Genomic DNA, 16,608 nt, shown 5'->3' with positions numbered 1-16,608 from the left:
TTTATCTTTTGTGTTTAATTCTGTGTAATTTATACTTTTTATCTTTTTGCTGTCTTAAAACAACACCTGCCAGAGGAGGCAACTTGATGATCATAAACTTATGATAATCTGCATCATCTTCATATTTCTCTTCCAAAATCTCAGAAATCACTCCACTTCCGCTATATTCTTCATCATCGGAATTAAAAATCACTTCCCAATGGGTTCCGCTAGGAATGTTTATTTTGTAATCCAAAACTTTTGGTGCCAGATTCAATACCGTCATCAAAACATCATCTTTTCTTTTTCCTTTTCTGAGATAAACGTATACTGAATTTTCAAGATCGTCAGCTTCTATCCATTCAAAACCATGTTTATCAAACTGATTTTCATACAAAGCTGATTCAGATCTGTATAAATGATTAAGCTCCTTTACTACATTCTGTAATCCTTTATGCACAGGATATTTCAAAAGATGCCAATCCAGGCTTTGCTTAAAATTCCATTCACTGGTTTGCCCAAATTCATCCCCCATAAAAAGGAGTTTGGCTCCCGGATGGGTATACATATAGACATACAAGGTACGAAGATTGGCAAATTTCTGCCACTCATCACCCTTCATTTTATAAATAAGACTTGCTTTCCCATGCACTACTTCATCATGTGACAAAGGCATCATATAATTTTCGTTATACATATACATGGAAGCAAACGTAAGTTTATGATGGTGGAATCTTCTATTGACAAAATCTTCCTTAAAATAATCCAACGTATCGTGCATCCAGCCCATCATCCATTTCATTCCAAAACCTACACCGCCTTCATGAACAGGCTTAGTCAGCATCGGAAAATCTGAACTTTCTTCAGCAATTGTCATAATACTATTTCCAAATTCCTTGTAAACAGCCGTATTGAATTCCTGTAAAAAGGCCTTAGCTTCTAGATTGACGTTTCCACCATATATATTGGGTTCCCATTCGCCTTCATTCCTTGAATAATCCAGATGAAGCATTGAAGTAACTGCATCTACACGAAGTCCATCTGCATGATAACGATCCAACCAAAACATCGCATTGGAAATGAGGAAAGATTTCACTTCATTTCTTCCATAATTAAAGATATATGATTTCCAGTCGGGGTGAAAACCTTTTCTTGGGTCTTCATGTTCATACAGGTAAGAACCGTCAAAACGATGAAGTCCATTGGCATCACCTGGAAAATGTGAAGGCACCCAATCCAGGATAACACCTATATCATTTTTATGAAGTTCATCGATCAGGAACATCAGATCCTGAGGAGAACCAAAGCGTGATGTAGCGGCATAAAATCCCGTGATCTGATATCCCCAGCTAGGATCGTAAGGATATTCCATAACGGGCATAAACTCTACGTGGGTAAAACCCATTTCTTTTATATAGGGAACGAGTTTTTCGGCGATATCGCGATAATTCAAAAAACGATCAGGATCATCATTCTCCCTTACCCATGAACCTAAATGCAGTTCATACACAGATATGGGGGCATTCAAATTATTTTTCTCGCGGCGATTTTCCATCCATTCTTTGTCATTCCACTCATACCAGGTTGTAGAAACCAATGAAGCAGCCTGAATATTCTGCTCCCAACTTAAAGCAAAGGGGTCACTTTTTTCTAAGATCTCTCCTCTTGCTGTTTCCACAGCATATTTATATAAAGTACCCCAGGGCAATTCTTCAATAAAACCTTCCCAGATCCCGGAACCGTCCCATCTTGGAAACAGAATATGATCTTTATGATTCCAGTTATTAAAATCTCCTATTACAGATACTTTTTTTGCATGAGGTGCCCAAACTGAAAAATAAACTCCCGCCACATCATCTTTCTTTACAGAATGCGCTCCAAATTTACCATACAGCTTATAATGTCTACCTTCTTTAAAAAGATATACATCATGATCGGTGAAAAGCGTATAGGTTTTAACAGAATTCATCAAGATCAGTTTGTATTTATATTTTGCTTGAAACTACGAAAAATACTGACATTAGCGATTAATTATTCATCAAATAATTGTCAAGTTAGCTTTCTTCTTTCGTTTCCTATCAAATATATCATTTTTTAATTCACTTTTTTATGATTCTAAAACAATCTTTTTTATAAATTTAGCAAGCTAATATTTATTAAACACTTATGATGAGGTTTGAACTTTATACTGATGAAAAAGACGACAGACCGGTATTCATCACCGGAAATTTCAATAATTGGAATCCTAAAGACTACAATTATCAACTTAAGGAATTAAATCCTGGGAATTATTTCATAGAAATTGATAATCAATCGCTTTCGGATGAAATAGAATATAAATTCACCAAAGGAGGTTGGGAAAATGTTGAACTTGACCGATACGGAAATATCACTCCTAACCGAAAGGTTAAAAAGTCTCTACAAGCAATTTCTGATCAAGTAGAAAAATGGAGATTAAACTGGGGGCCTTTCAAAGAAGAGTTCTTCCCTATTGCTGAAGTGATTTCTGAAAAATTCTATATTCCACAACTGGATCGCTATCGTAAGATATGGGCTGTATTACCCTATGACTATCATACCTCAGATAAAGATTATCCTGTTTTATATCTTCAGGATGCTCAAAATCTGTTCAATGAAGGCAGTGGTTTCGGAAATTGGGAAATTGATAAAAAGCTTTCTATCCTTGCAGAATATGGGCGTGGAGACATCATTGTGATTGCCATTGAACATGGAAGTGAAGAAAGAATTAAAGAGTATATCTTCGATAATGATAATGTTGCGAATGGTTCTGAAGGAAAAAAATACATCCGCTTTATTGCTGATACTTTAAAACCTTATGTAGATGCAAATTACCGCACCAAAAAAGACAGAGATAACACCGGAATCGGTGGCAGTTCACTAGGAGCATTAATCAGTATCTACAGTGGCTTTCTTTATCCTGAAGTTTACTCCAAATTATTGATTTTCTCGCCTTCTCTTTGGGTAGAACCAAACAATAACTTCCCAATGATGAACTTCAGAGTCCCTTTTAAAACAAAAATATATTTATATGGCGGTGGCCAGGAAGGTTCCAAAATGGTAAAAAGAATCCATATTTTCGAGGAATATTTGAAAAGATGGGAGAAAAAGAACCTTTTCGATTTTGAATTCAGAACCAACATTAATCCTGAAGGAACACACAATGAATTTTATTGGTCTCAGGAATTCCCAAGAGCTATTGAATGGCTGTTCTATGACAACACAGAAAATCCTGTCGAAGTAAAACCACAACAACAAAGCATTAAGAACTAGATTTATGAAACTAATCAACAAAAAAAATAACAATTACACTCAGGTTTTCCATTTATTCACAGAGGAAGAATGGGCAAAGACCAACAAGAATTTCAATAAAAATATTTCAACATTCTTCACGGGAAAAAAGTATGAGATTTTCATCAATGCCCATGAGGAAGGAATCACTTACTTTATCGGACTGGGAAAATCTACTTTTCAAAACTTCGAAATCCAGCAGATTGGAGTAAAATTTTCACAATCCCAGAAAGAAAAACTACAAGCTGTTTCAACTTTACTATTGGCCGATTTCCTTAGTGAAAAACAGTTTGAAGAATTTGTAAAGGGACTCCTCATCGGAACTTATAATTATCCTTTTGAAAAAAATCACCCGTTCTGGAATGCAAAATTCGAACTGCATTTTGAGAATTTAAGCCAGAAAAGACTGGATCACATTAGCCAAAAAGCTGAAGCCTTAAGCAATGGACAAATTGCCTGTCAGGATTGGCTAAACAAACCTGCTAATCTCAAAAAACCGGATATTTTTAGCTCATATCTTAAAAATATGGCCAAAAAATATGAATTAAAGTATACCGTTTTCAATCGAAAGAAATGTGAAGAGCTTGGACTGGGGGCTTATCTTGCCGTTAATCAAGGAAGTGCCTATGATGCAGCATTTACTATTTTGGAATATAAAACCACGGTGAAAAATGCCAAAACATTTGGACTTGTTGGGAAGTGTGTTCTTTTTGATACAGGAGGAATTTCCATCAAGGGTTCTGCCAATCTGCACTATATGAAATCTGATATGGGTGGTGCAACAGCTGTTCTAGGCGCCTTGATCTATGCTGCAGAAATGAAACTTCCTGTTAATATCACCGCGATCCTTCCTATCACAGACAACGCTGTTTCTGAAAAAGCGTTACTCCCAAGTGATGTTATTACAGCTTACAATGGAAAAACGATTGAAGTTATTGATACTGATGCAGAAGGCCGATTGATTCTTGCAGACGGACTTTCTTATTTAGCAAAAAACTATAAAACAGATTTCCTTATTGATCTCGCAACTTTAACAGGAAGTTCAGTAAGAATGTTTGGCGATACTTGTGGAGCAATGTTTTCTAATAATGAAGAATTGAAAAATCTTTTAATAAAAACCGGAGATCAAACCAATCAAAGGCTTTGGAATCTTCCTTTATGGGATATTTGGAAAGACGATATTCAGTCTGATGTAGCCGACTTAAAAAACATCTCTATGAAACCTGTTGGAGACTGTATTATTGCCGCTAAATTTCTAGAGCAATTCACTGAGAACCACCCTAAATGGGCACATTTAGACATCGCAGGAGTTGCCTTTGGAAATGTAGGATATGCTAAGGAAAAAGCAGCTACTGGTTTTGGTGTTCAACTATTGTCGGATTTAATCGAAAATTATCACTAAAAATTAGTTTATTACAAAAATTCTCTGTATACTTGATTAGTGATTTAGGAAAGTATATCATATTTTAATTTTTGATATTAATCAAATAATAAAGAATTGCTTTTATTTTTGATAATTCACTAAAACTTAAAAAACATTATATGGAGGAGAAAATTATAGTATGTATTTCGTGCTATTACAAGGGCTATGATTTCATGGATGAAATGAAGAAGCTCGGTAATAAAATCATCTTAGTAACATCAGAAAATCTTAAAGAAAAAAACTGGCCCTGGCATGCCATTGATGAGGTATTTTATATGCCTGAAATTAAACCGTCTGTCTGGAACCTTGAGCATCTGATTCAGGGATTTTCACACCTGATGAAAACCAGAAAAGTGGATGCTGTTGTAGCTCTTGATGACTATGACGTGGAAAAAGCTGCCCTGATCCGGGAAACTTTTCGTATTCCGGGAATGGGCCAAACTACCCATCGCTATTTCAGAGATAAACTCGCCATGCGTCAAAAAGCAAAAGATTCAGGGATTAATGTTCCGGAATTCACAGCTGTTTTCAATGATGATACGGTGAATGAGTTTGTGGATAAAGTTCCTGCACCTTGGGTACTTAAACCCCGATCGGAAGCTTCTGCATCAGGAATCAAAAAGATCATGACTAAAGAACAGCTTCACGAAGCGTTGGATATCCTTGGAGAAGAGCGCCATCTTTTCTTGCTGGAAAGCTTTAAACCCGGAGATGTATATCATGTAGACAGCCTTACATTCAATAAAGAAATTGTATTTACTTCTGCATCAAAATATCTTGCTCCTCCTATGCAGGTTTCTCATGAGGGTGGTGTTTTCAGATCTAAAACATTAGGAAGATACTCTGATGAATTCAAAGCATTGGAAGAAATTAATTCCAGAGTACTTTCCAATTTCGGACTTCTCAACGGAGCTACCCATACAGAATTTATTCGTGGAAAAGAAGATGGAAAATGGTACTTCCTGGAAACCTCTTCAAGAGTAGGTGGTGCACATATTCCTGATTTGGTAGAGGCTTCAAGTGGTGTCAATATCTGGCGGGAATGGGCTAAAATCGAAGATGCTCTTTTAAGAAACCAAAACTATAGTGTCTCTCCTCCTACAGGCTATTACTCCGGACTTATTGTCGCTCTTATTAAAGATAAAGAACCCGATTACAGCAAATTTGAATGTGAAGAAGTTGTAAAATTTCTCCCCATAGACTATCATGTTGGGATTGTTTACAAATCCAGTGAAGCGTCTGTGATAGAGGAAAGATTGGACAGTGCTGCAGAAAAAATCAATGCAGAAATGCTCAATATTCTCCCTCCAAAAAGCAGTAAATTAATGTCTTAAAAATGAATAGGCAAACTGATATTCAAAGCAGTATTGATTTTATAAAATTAAATCTGCCAGAAAGGCCTGTTTTAATTCATAATTTAGACAAGATTAATACTGGAAAATGGGAAAACAGAACCTATTACAGATTCGTTGACTCTACCGATGCCAATCAGCGCGGATCCCAATGGATCTTTAAAGAAAATATCATACTGGAACATCCTGAGTTAGGAACTTTGGTACTGGATATTCTGGAACATGACAAACTCGGAGGAATTGAATTTCTCAAAAGATTATAATGACCATATTAAAACCAAATAAGAAAAAATGCCTCATATAGAACATACAGACTACTATTCCAATATACTGGGAACAAGCCTTAAAGTAGAAGTAACCGGAAATTATGGACACCCTATCATTATGTTCCCGACTTCTCAAGGACAATACACCCAGAACCATGATTTTCATCTTAACGGAAGCATCAATTGGTTCGTAGAACAGGGAAAAGTAAAGCTTTATAATATTCAGACCATTGATAGTTGGAGTTTTTATGATGAAAAAATATCTCCACAGCAGAGAATAAAAAACTATGAACGCTATGTCCAGTTTTTGATTTTGGAATTTGTGCCCTACATTCAAAAGCTTCATAAAACTCATCGAGTAGCAGTGGCAGGAGCCAGTTTTGGGGGCTATCACGCCGCTAATTTCGCTTTCAGATTTCCAGATGTGGTTTCTCATTTATTTTGTCTATCAGGAGCTTTCAGTGTAAGAAACTTCATGAATGGTTATTCTGATGACCTGGTTATTTCAACTGTCCAAGGGAGTTTGTAAGAAATGATGAAGCCTGGAAATACAAACACATGCATATTGTATTGAGTACTTCCGATCAGGATATCTGTAAGGACAAGAATATTGAAATGGCTGAAATTTTAAGGGTAAAAGGCATTGATTTCTGGTATGATGAAAGAAAATGGATTGGACACGACTGGCCATTGTGGAGACTTGTTTTTCCAACATTTATTGGAGCTTATTTTTCTTAGAGTTTTTAAACTTAGCCTTTATTTTTAGGCACTAAAGTTTTTAACACTTAGGTTATTTTAAGCTACTACTACCTGTGTGTGAGTGTGCATTAAGTCTTTTGAAAATTTAAAATTTTCAGTTTCTGCCAATATCACAATTGAGGACATGATATCTCCCTCAGCCGGAGTGGTCGAAAATTCAAAGGATCTTTGATGAGGTAATCAAAGAAATCACACGAGCTAAATCTGGACTGAAAACCTTTTTTCATCCAAAAAAAAGATAAAATAGAAAAAATATACACCCATTAAAAACAAAAATTATGACAAAAAAAGTAGGAATTCTATTCGGTATGGAGGACACATTTCCCTGGGCATTTATAGACAAAGTCAATGAACTGGGTGGCGGAGATATTGTGGCCGAGCCTGTTACCATTGATAAACTTGAACAAGGTGCAGATTATGGTTATGCCGTCATCATCGACAGAATTTCGCAGGATGTTCCCTTTTACAGAGCATATCTGAAAAATGCCGCACTTAATGGCACTTATGTAATCAATAACCCGTTTTGGTGGAGTGCTGATGAAAAGTTTTTTAATAATGCACTGATGAGCAAATTAGGAATTCCGTTACCGAAAACTGTATTGCTTCCCTCTCATGAGAGACCAACCGATACTTCGGAAACTTCATTCAGAAACCTTAAATTTCCTCACGACTGGGAATATATTTTCAATTATGTAGGATTCCCGGCTTATATGAAACCTCACGATGGTGGTGGCTGGAAAAGCGTTTACAGAGTAGAAAACCCGGATGATCTTTGGAATAAGCTTGGAGAAACAGAACAACTGGTCATGATGGTTCAGGAGGAAATTGTCTTTGATGATTATTACAGGGTTTATTGCCTGGGCAGAAAATATGTACATATTATGCCTTATGAACCTAGAAATCCGCATCACCTGAGATATGCCACAACCCACCAGACACAAGGTAAAGAGCTTGAAAAATTATTGAAAACCATTCATGATTATACAATTAAAATGAATGAAGCTTTAGGATATGATTTCAATACCGTAGAATTTGCTGTAAGAGATGGTATTCCTTATGCGATCGACTTCTGCAATCCAGCTCCGGATGCAGACAGAAATTCTGTAGGAGAAGAGAATTTTGCATGGATTATAGAACATGCTGCAAAACTGGCTATTGAAAAAGCCAAGGAATATGTTCCGGGAAAACCTAATATCACTTGGGGAACTTTTGTGAAAGATTCCATAAAATAAGTTTGAAAAAAAGAATAAAAAAACACAAGACAATGCATCATCAGTTTACTATTGGAATCGAAGAAGAATATCAGATTATTGATGTTGAAAGCAGGGATCTGATTTCTCATGTATCAAAAATCATCGAAGGTGGAAAGGCGGTATTAAGTGAAAATCTAAAGCACGAAATGCACGAATCCATGATTGAGATGGAGACTGGAATCTGTCAAAATATCCAGGAAGCCAGAGCAGAATTAACGAATTTGAGAAGACATTTGATCAATACTGCCCACGAACAGGGATTACGTGTTTCCGGAGGCGGAACCCATCCTTTTTCTCATTGGTCTGACAATAGTATCACCCAAGGGGAAAGATACATCAAAATCGTAGATGATATGGGCGATGTTGCCCGTGAAAATCTGATTTTTGGGCTTCACGTACATATTGGAATCCCTAATCGTGAAGAAGGAGTAAGAATTCAGAATGTAATGCGTTATTTTCTGCCTCACGTTTATGCTTTATCTACCAATTCTCCATTCTGGATTGGAAGATATACAGGGTTTAAATCCTACAGACAGGAAATTTTCGTTAAATTTCCGAGAACCGGTATTCCAAGTTACTTCAACTCTTTAGCTGAATTTGACAGCTATGTTGATCTTCTGGTAAAAACAGGAACCATTGACAATGCCAAGAAAATATGGTGGGACTTAAGGGTTCACCCGTTCTACCCTACCATTGAGTTCAGGATCTGTGATATGCCATTAAGAATTGATGAAACAGTATGTCTTGCAGCCATTATGCAGAGTTTAGTGGCCAAAATTTATAAACTTCACCAACAAAATCTAAGCTTCAGAAGCTACAGAAGACTCTTGTTGAACGAAAATAAATGGCGTGCTTCAAAAAGTGGCATCGAATCTCATCTGATTGACTTTGGAAAAGAAGAATCTGTTCCTTATCCTATCTTATTAAAAGAATTACTGGAGTTTATAGATGATGTAGTAGACGATTTAGGATGCCGTCATGAGGTAGAATACGCATGGAAAATTTTGGAAAACGGAACCGGCGCAGACAGACAACTCCAGATATTCAAGGAAACCGGCGATCTTACTAAGGTTGTGGATTATATGATTTCGGAAACAGAGTATGGCATAACACATGGCGAGACTGCTTCATAATATTTTTGGTAACTTTACAAAAAATATGATGTAATGAAAAATATTCGAATTGCTCTGCTGGACATGAACAATAATCACGTCAATCAAGGCTTTAGAAACATTAAAGAAATTTCTGAAACGTTTCAGCAGAACTCTGAAGAAAATGTAATTATCAAGACATTTGATGTGAGGTTTAAAGATGAAATGCCGGAGATTGGAGACTTTGATATTTTTATTTCTTCAGGCGGACCAGGGACTCCACACCGTGAAGGTTTTGAGTGGGAAAGTAGGTTTGCTCATTTTTTAGATTCCGTTTTAGAACATAATAAATACAATGAAGATAAAAAGTATCTTTTCCTGATTTGTCATTCATTCCAACTGGCGAGTATTCACTGGAAATTAGGAAATATCTGTAAAAGAAAATCCTATTCTTTTGGAGTGATGCCCGTACACAAAACAAGAGAAGGCAGAGATGAATTTTTATTTAAAAATCTTCAGGATCCTTTTTATGCGGTAGATTCCAGAGCTTATCAATTCATTGAACCTGATCATGATCGTTTCGAAGAATTAGGAATGACGGTTATGGCCATTGAAAAATTCCGTCCACATATCAATCTGGAAAGAGCTGTAATGGCGGTTCGTTTTTCTGATGAGATCTTTGGAACTCAGTTTCATCCGGAAGCAAGCCCTCAGGCTTTAATTGAAAACCTTAAGGATGACAAAAACAGAGAAGCTATGATCGAAAACTTCGGAATGGAGAAATACCTTGAAACGATGGACAGAATAGATGATGAAGATAAAATCATCCTGACCAGAAACCAGATTCTTCCGAGATTTCTTCAGTTCGCAAAAAAAAACATTTTGAAGGAAGCTGAGTCTTTGGCTTAACTTAATAAGTAAGGAAGCTGGAAGAAGGAGGCTGGAAGTTTCTAACAGTAACTAAACTTCTGGTAAACTTTTGATTTTAATGAGGTATCAGTACAATTGCTCTTGCTTTAAAATCTCAGCTTCAAAAACTTCCCTCTTCCGGCAACTGGCTTCCATCTAATAAAACATCGGGCATTACTGCTCGATTTTTTTAACATCACAAAAGAAAAAATATGATCCCAAAATACAGAAAACAGTTCAACAAGGAGTTTTCAGATGAAAAATATAAAAACCTGAAGGATATTTTGCAGCAAAAAGGAGGTGTAGAACCGGGTTTTAGAGTATCAGAAAGTCCGATTTTTCTTACGAAAGAATTTGAGGCTAAATTACTCGATGCCAGCGAAAGTATTATTAGTCAGATTAAGGCTCTCCCTGTTGAAACGCTTCAAAAAGCTATTCCTGATAATTGCAGAGTTCCTAATGATACGAATCAGCCTCATTTTTTCACCATCGATTTTGGAGTTTGTAAAAGTGGAAATGGGGAAATAGAACCCCAACTCATAGAACTGCAAGCCTTTCCTTCTTTGTATGCTTTTCAGAAAGTATATGAAGAAACATACTGTGAGGTGTACCCTTTTATTTCAGAGATCAAAAATCCTATGCCTCATGAGATTTTTAAAAACCATTTGAAGGAACTGATTGTAGGAGATGAAAATCCCGAGAATGTAATTCTTCTTGAAATTTTCCCTGAAAAACAAAAAACAGCTATTGATTTCGCCTTGACAGAAAAGTTATTAGGCATCAAAACAGTATGTTTGACCAAGATAAAGAAGGAAGGTAAAAAGCTTTATTACGAAAACAATGGCAGACTTGTCGAGATCAAAAGGATCTACAATCGGGTTATATTTGATGAATTGGACAGAATCCCAGATCTGGTCACTGAATTTAATTTTCGTGAAGAGGTTGATGTAAAGTGGATTACTCATCCTAATTGGTTCTTTAAAATTTCCAAGTTTCTTTTACCTCTATTAAAACATCAATTTGTTCCCAAGAGTTATTTCTTACATGAATTCCCACAGCATGAAAACTTAGACAGCTTTGTATTGAAACCCTTGTTTTCATTTGCTGGAAGCGGTGTAAATCTAAACCCAACCAAAGAGATCACGGATGCCATTGAAGATAAAGAAAATTATATATTACAGAGAAAGGTAACGTATGAACCGCTTTTTGAAGACATCAATGGAGATTTTTCAAAAGCAGAAATCCGTTTATTATATATATGGAAAGAAAATGAAGAGCGTCCTATCCTCCTGGAAAATCTGGGAAGAATGACCAAAGCTGCCATGGTAAATGTAGATTTCAATAAGAAAGATGCTATTTGGATTGGAAGTTCTAATGCCTTTTTTGCAGAGGGATAAATCTATAAAACCGATGGATCATGAAAAAAGGAGAACCCGTACCTGATATATTTGATTCACAAAATGATTTCAATCGTAGAAGAAAGTTACTCCCTTTATGGATTAAGGTTTTCATCTGGTTCTTTTTAATTTTAGGAATTATAGCCAGTTTAATATTATCCTTTGGGGCTTTCCTTGATGATACAGATCTATCATTATATGGACTGAGCACCACTCATCCCTATTCAGCGACCGGAATCATTATATGCTGGCTATTTATCCTTAAAGGAATCGTCGCCTATAGCCTTTGGTTTGAATACCGATGGGCTCCAAAAGCGGCGATAACAGATGCCATTTTAGGATTGATCATTTGTATAGCTGTAATGGTTCGGCCCTTCATTTTACCATCATATCCCTTTACTTTCAGAATGGAACTTATTCCGCTCTGCTTTTATTTAATCGATATGATAAAAATTGAGAAAAGATGGAAGCGTTTAAAATAAATTATTTCTAAATTGTCCTATAAAAAGTAATGTCACTAAAATTTTTCCAAGAACACTTTTTTCAACCTCTGGGTATGAATTGTTCAGCCCTTGAAGAAGATTTAGAATGTAAGGAGTATTCTGGTTTTAATTTTAGATTAAATAATTTGAACATCAAGTTCCGGATTTCCAAAATAACACCCACTAAAACAGGACAATTTGTAACAATCTGGAAAAGAAATGAAAAGGGAGAAACAGCTCCTTTTGATATTAAAGATGATATTGACTTTTATCTTGTTGCAGCTTTTAAAGATAACTTTTCAGGGATATTTATTTTCCCTAAATCTATTTTAGCGGGAAAAGGGATTCTATCTGATGGAAAAAAGACAGGAAAACGGGGAATCCGAGTTTATCCAGCCTGGGATAAAACAGAAAGTAAGCAAGCTCAAAAAACACAGGATTGGCAAACGCAATATTTCTTAGTATTTTCCGGAGAGCAAGATAAAATACTTCAACGAGCAAGGGCATTGCTAAAATAAAAATACTAACACACGCAGATTTTGCAGATCACGCAGAGGCATATTGATCGGTAAAATCCGAGAGAGATTATAAAAAACATCGTTAGAAATAACACGGCCGTACTACAAAGTACAGCCGTTTATTATTCAAATCGTTTGATTTTTACAAATTTTTATCATCTTCCAGCAGTTCTCTTGCCTGATATTCCTGAACAAGATCAATAGCATTAGAAATAACATCACTTAATGCAGTAATGAATGTTCCATCTTCTGCCATTCCCATAGCGTGCTTCAATGCTTCAATTTCTTTAGGAATAATCTCATAACTGACATCTTTCCCTGAAGCTTGCATTCCTTCAATAATCAACCCGTTGATCTCCTCTTCTGTTCTTCCGCGAAGATGTTTTTCATTTCGAATGATAATATGATCAAACATTCTTCCTGCGATTTTTCCGCATTCTCTGATGTCATTGTCTCTTCGATCTCCTACACCTGAAATAATTCCTATTTTCTTGGTAGATTCAACATTTTTCAGGTAATCTTCTATTGCTTCATATCCGGATGGATTATGAGCAAAGTCGATCAGTACTTTAAAGCTTTTAAACTTAAAAACATTTAATCTTCCCGGAGTAAGCTGTGCACTTGGGATAAAGGTTCTTAAAGAATTGGAGATGTCCTCAATCCCAAATCCATGAAGATAGCTGGCTAAACTAGCTGCCAAAACATTTTCGATCATGAATCTGGCTTTTCCCTCCATCGTAATCGGGAAATCTTTGGCCTTTCCTATTCTGATTTTCCAATCTCCTTTTTTAATGGTTACAAATCCTTCTTCATAAACACAAGTGATTCTGCCTTCTTTTGCAAATTTTACAATATGGGGATTATTTTCATTCATACTAAAAATAGCAACGTTACAATCAAGGTCTTTCACTATTTTCATGGAATATTCATTATCCGCATTCAATACACTCCAGCCGGTTTTCTTTACACTGTCTAATACAACCCGCTTTACTTTGGTAAGATCTTTTAAGTTGTGAACATCATTCATTCCCAAATGGTCTTCCTCAATATTGGTCAACACCCCAATATCACATTGAGAAAATCCTAACCCTGAACGAAGAATCCCGCCTCTTGCTGTTTCAAGAACGGCAAATTCAACAGTAGGATCCTTTAAAATAAACTCTGCTGAAAGAGGCCCTGTAGTATCTCCTTTTGACAACATTGTATTTTGAATATAGATCCCGTCTGAAGTAGTAAATCCTACTCTATAGCCATTGCTTTTTACAATATGAGAAATCAACCTTGTTGTTGTTGTCTTTCCATTGGTACCAGTAACAGCAATAATCGGAATCGTAAAAGGTTTCCCTTGTGGATACAACATGTCTACTACCGGAGCAGCAACGTTTCTAGGCAATCCTTCGCTCGGAGCCAAGTGCATTCTGAATCCGGGAGCAGCATTCACTTCAATGATTGCTCCACCGCTTTCTTTTAATGGTTGAGTTAAGTTTTCGGCCATGATATCAATACCACAAACATCCAGCCCGATAATTTTAGAGATTCTCTCTGCCATGGTGATATTTTCTGGATGCACCATATCAGTAACATCTATGGATGTTCCTCCAGTAGAAAGGTTTGCAGTTGATTTCAGATACACTATTTCTCCTTTTTGCGGAGTGGTTTCCAGAGTATACTGAAGCTTTTCAAGCAATTCTAATGTATCTTTATCTACTTCAATTTCGGTAAGGACATTTTCATGGCCATAACCGCGGCGTGGATCTTTATTTTCTTTATCAATCAGTTGCTGAATGCTTAGTTCCCCATCTCCAACGATATGAGCAGGAACTCTTCTTGCCGCAGCTACCATTTTATTATCAATCACCAATACTCTGAAATCATATCCTGTAATGTATTTTTCAACAATTACTTTTCGGGAGTATTTCTGAGCATGCTCTAATCCTATTTTAGCAGCCTCCCAATCATTGACATTGATAGAGGATCCTTTCCCATGATTCCCGTCCAAAGGTTTTAAAACAATAGGATATCCTATTTTTCTGATCACTTCATGTAAGCCTTCTTCGTCTACCACCAGATCACCTATTGGTACCGGAATAGCTGCATCATGAAGCATCCTTTTGGTCAGCTCTTTATTACAGGCAATATCTACAGCAATAGAACTTGTTTTTCCTGTGATTGTAGCCTGAAAACGCTGCTGATTTACCCCATATCCAAGCTGTACCAAGGAGTTTGTTCCCAATCGGATCCATGGTATTTTTCTGGAAACAGCTTCTTCTACGATACTTCCTGTAGAAGGTCCCAGACGAACACGTTCCCTGATCTCTTTCAGTTTATGGATACAAGCATGCAGATCATACTCTTTTCCTTCAATTAATGCTTGGGCAATGTTTACTGCTTCCTCAGCAGCATAAATTCCTACATTTTCTTCAAGATAATTGAATACTACATTATATACCCCCGGAGTCTTTGTTTCGCGGGTTCTTCCAAATCCAACATCCATTCCTGCCAAGGTCTGTATTTCCAAGGCAATATGCTCAATGACATGTCCCATCCAGGTTCCTGTTTCCACTCTATGGAAAAATCCACCCTCTACTCCTTCGGAGCATCTGTGGGTAATCAATGAAGGGATCATTTTTTCAATTCTTTCCCTGAATCCATCAATTTTATTGGTAGGATAATTCTCCATTTCTTCAAGGTCTAACCTCATTTGTATCAACTTCTTTCTTCTGATACTCCAGATGTTAGGACCACGCAGTGCCTGAATCTTTTCGATTTTCATAGTCTATTGGCATTTTAACAGTTAACGATAACTTATTTTACAATCAAATATAATATAAAACCCTAAACAAAACCATACCCTGATTGAAGATTTACTAAAAAAAATTTAATTCTTATTAACATTTTTAAAACATTAAAAATCAACTAAAGATGGCACGAATTTCGCCAATAATGTTAATTATTTTTTAATTTTGTACCATGACGAAACCTGTTGGAAAATTAATAGTTATCGGAGGAGCTGTAAACAAGGGAAGTTTTGCAGAAACCGATTATGATCAAAATATTGAGAAGAATCTTAATTTTTTTGAACGTGGAATTTTGCGAAAAATCATTAACGAATCAAAATATAAGGAGGATTCTGTCATTGAAGTGGTAACAACAGCCTCTCAAATTCCTCAGATCGTAGGTGCTGAATACAAAAAGGCTTTTGAGTTTCTGGGTGCTAAAAATGTGAATATTCTTGATATTCATAACCGTGAAGAAGCAAATTCTGATGCAATGGTAGCAAGAGCAAATGCTGCAGACGTTATGATGTTTACTGGAGGAGATCAACTTAGATTGACTTCTATTCTTGGCGGAACAAGATTTCATGATACCATTTTATTAAAATATCAGGAACAGGACTTTATTTATTCCGGAACTTCTGCCGGTGCTGCTGCTGCCTCTGAAAATATGATTTATCAAGGAAGTAGCTCCGAAGCACTATTAAAAGGAGAAATTAAAACAACACAAGGTTTAGGTTTAATTGATAATGTGATCATCGACACGCATTTTGTGCAGCGAGGCAGAATAGGACGTCTTTTCCAGGCAGTGGTAAATAACCCCAGAACTTTAGGAATTGGGCTTGGGGAAGATACAGGGCTTTTCATTCATAATGATGTTATGACTGCAGTAGGTTCAGGACTTGTAATTCTGGTAGACGGAAGATTCATTAAAGATACCAACCTTACCAATATTAACCTTGGAGAACCTATCTCTATTGACAATTTAACGGTGCATGTCATGTCTATGAATGATCATTACGATCTTACGACTAAGGCTCTGACCATTGAAAACTCTCAGTTTAATCCTATTCCACAGGATAAATAATAAAAATCA

15 protein-coding genes are annotated in these 16,608 nt (G+C 36.3%); 13 read left to right on the top strand and 2 right to left on the bottom strand.

Annotated features, from left to right (window positions below; all coding sequences use genetic code 11):
- Position 1: 1 nt before the first annotated feature.
- A complete protein-coding gene (glgB, locus tag QWZ06_RS11720; protein ID WP_290298240.1) occupies positions 2–1,948 on the bottom strand; it encodes a 1,4-alpha-glucan branching protein GlgB in 1,947 nt (648 codons plus the stop codon).
- Between the two features lie 197 nt (positions 1,949–2,145).
- Between glgB and QWZ06_RS11715 the strand changes: the two genes are divergently transcribed.
- The 12 genes from QWZ06_RS11715 (at position 2,146) to QWZ06_RS11660 (ending at position 12,738) form a co-directional block, all read left to right on the top strand.
- Positions 2,146–3,270, top strand: coding sequence for an alpha/beta hydrolase-fold protein (locus QWZ06_RS11715; protein WP_290298239.1), 1,125 nt, complete (start codon positions 2,146–2,148; stop codon positions 3,268–3,270).
- A gap of 4 nt (positions 3,271–3,274) precedes the next feature.
- Positions 3,275–4,690, top strand: coding sequence for a leucyl aminopeptidase family protein (locus tag QWZ06_RS11710; protein WP_290298238.1), 1,416 nt, complete (start codon positions 3,275–3,277; stop codon positions 4,688–4,690).
- Positions 4,691–4,830: 140 nt separating this feature from the next.
- The gene (locus QWZ06_RS11705) at positions 4,831–6,045 is read left to right on the top strand and encodes an ATP-grasp domain-containing protein (protein WP_290298236.1); all 1,215 of its coding nucleotides are present in this window, start codon (positions 4,831–4,833) and stop codon (positions 6,043–6,045) included.
- A 2-nt stretch (positions 6,046–6,047) separates the two neighbouring features.
- Positions 6,048–6,326, top strand: coding sequence for a hypothetical protein (locus tag QWZ06_RS11700; protein ID WP_290298234.1), 279 nt, complete (start codon positions 6,048–6,050; stop codon positions 6,324–6,326).
- Positions 6,327–6,354: 28 nt separating this feature from the next.
- Positions 6,355–6,858, top strand: a complete 504-nt coding sequence (locus QWZ06_RS11695; protein WP_290298231.1) for an alpha/beta hydrolase-fold protein — start codon at positions 6,355–6,357, stop codon at positions 6,856–6,858.
- Positions 6,859–6,887: 29 nt separating this feature from the next.
- Positions 6,888–7,067, top strand: coding sequence for a hypothetical protein (locus tag QWZ06_RS11690; RefSeq protein WP_290298229.1), 180 nt, complete (start codon positions 6,888–6,890; stop codon positions 7,065–7,067).
- Positions 7,068–7,366: 299 nt separating this feature from the next.
- Entirely contained in the window at positions 7,367–8,320 is a 954-nt protein-coding gene (locus QWZ06_RS11685) for an ATP-grasp domain-containing protein (RefSeq protein WP_045497438.1), read from the top strand.
- Positions 8,321–8,352: 32 nt separating this feature from the next.
- Positions 8,353–9,474: a carboxylate-amine ligase gene (locus tag QWZ06_RS11680; protein WP_290298227.1), complete on the top strand. Its 1,122-nt coding sequence runs from the start codon at positions 8,353–8,355 to the stop codon at positions 9,472–9,474.
- A gap of 33 nt (positions 9,475–9,507) precedes the next feature.
- On the top strand, positions 9,508–10,341 hold the full coding sequence (locus tag QWZ06_RS11675) for a type 1 glutamine amidotransferase (protein ID WP_290298225.1): 834 nt from the start codon (positions 9,508–9,510) through the stop codon (positions 10,339–10,341).
- A gap of 212 nt (positions 10,342–10,553) precedes the next feature.
- Positions 10,554–11,738 (top strand): hypothetical protein, encoded by a 1,185-nt coding sequence (locus QWZ06_RS11670; protein ID WP_290298224.1) that lies wholly within the window; start codon positions 10,554–10,556, stop codon positions 11,736–11,738.
- 20 nt (positions 11,739–11,758) lie between these two features.
- A complete protein-coding gene (locus tag QWZ06_RS11665) occupies positions 11,759–12,220 on the top strand; it encodes a hypothetical protein (RefSeq protein ID WP_290298222.1) in 462 nt (153 codons plus the stop codon).
- 74 nt (positions 12,221–12,294) lie between these two features.
- Complete coding sequence (locus QWZ06_RS11660; protein WP_290298221.1) at positions 12,295–12,738, top strand: MepB family protein; 444 nt, start codon at positions 12,295–12,297, stop codon at positions 12,736–12,738.
- 142 nt (positions 12,739–12,880) lie between these two features.
- Here the strand turns inward: QWZ06_RS11660 and cphA are convergent, their stop codons facing one another.
- Positions 12,881–15,511 (bottom strand): cyanophycin synthetase, encoded by a 2,631-nt coding sequence (gene cphA / locus QWZ06_RS11655; protein WP_290298220.1) that lies wholly within the window; start codon positions 15,509–15,511, stop codon positions 12,881–12,883.
- 197 nt (positions 15,512–15,708) lie between these two features.
- Here cphA and QWZ06_RS11650 point away from each other — a divergent pair, with 197 nt between their 5' ends.
- Positions 15,709–16,599: a cyanophycinase gene (locus QWZ06_RS11650; RefSeq protein WP_290298218.1), complete on the top strand. Its 891-nt coding sequence runs from the start codon at positions 15,709–15,711 to the stop codon at positions 16,597–16,599.
- Positions 16,600–16,608: the final 9 nt, after the last annotated feature.

This window comes from Chryseobacterium tructae (assembly GCF_030409875.1).
Taxonomy (GTDB): domain Bacteria; phylum Bacteroidota; class Bacteroidia; order Flavobacteriales; family Weeksellaceae; genus Chryseobacterium; species Chryseobacterium tructae.
Note: the sequence above shows the minus strand (reverse complement) of the source record. Positions and strands in the feature narration are given on the sequence as shown.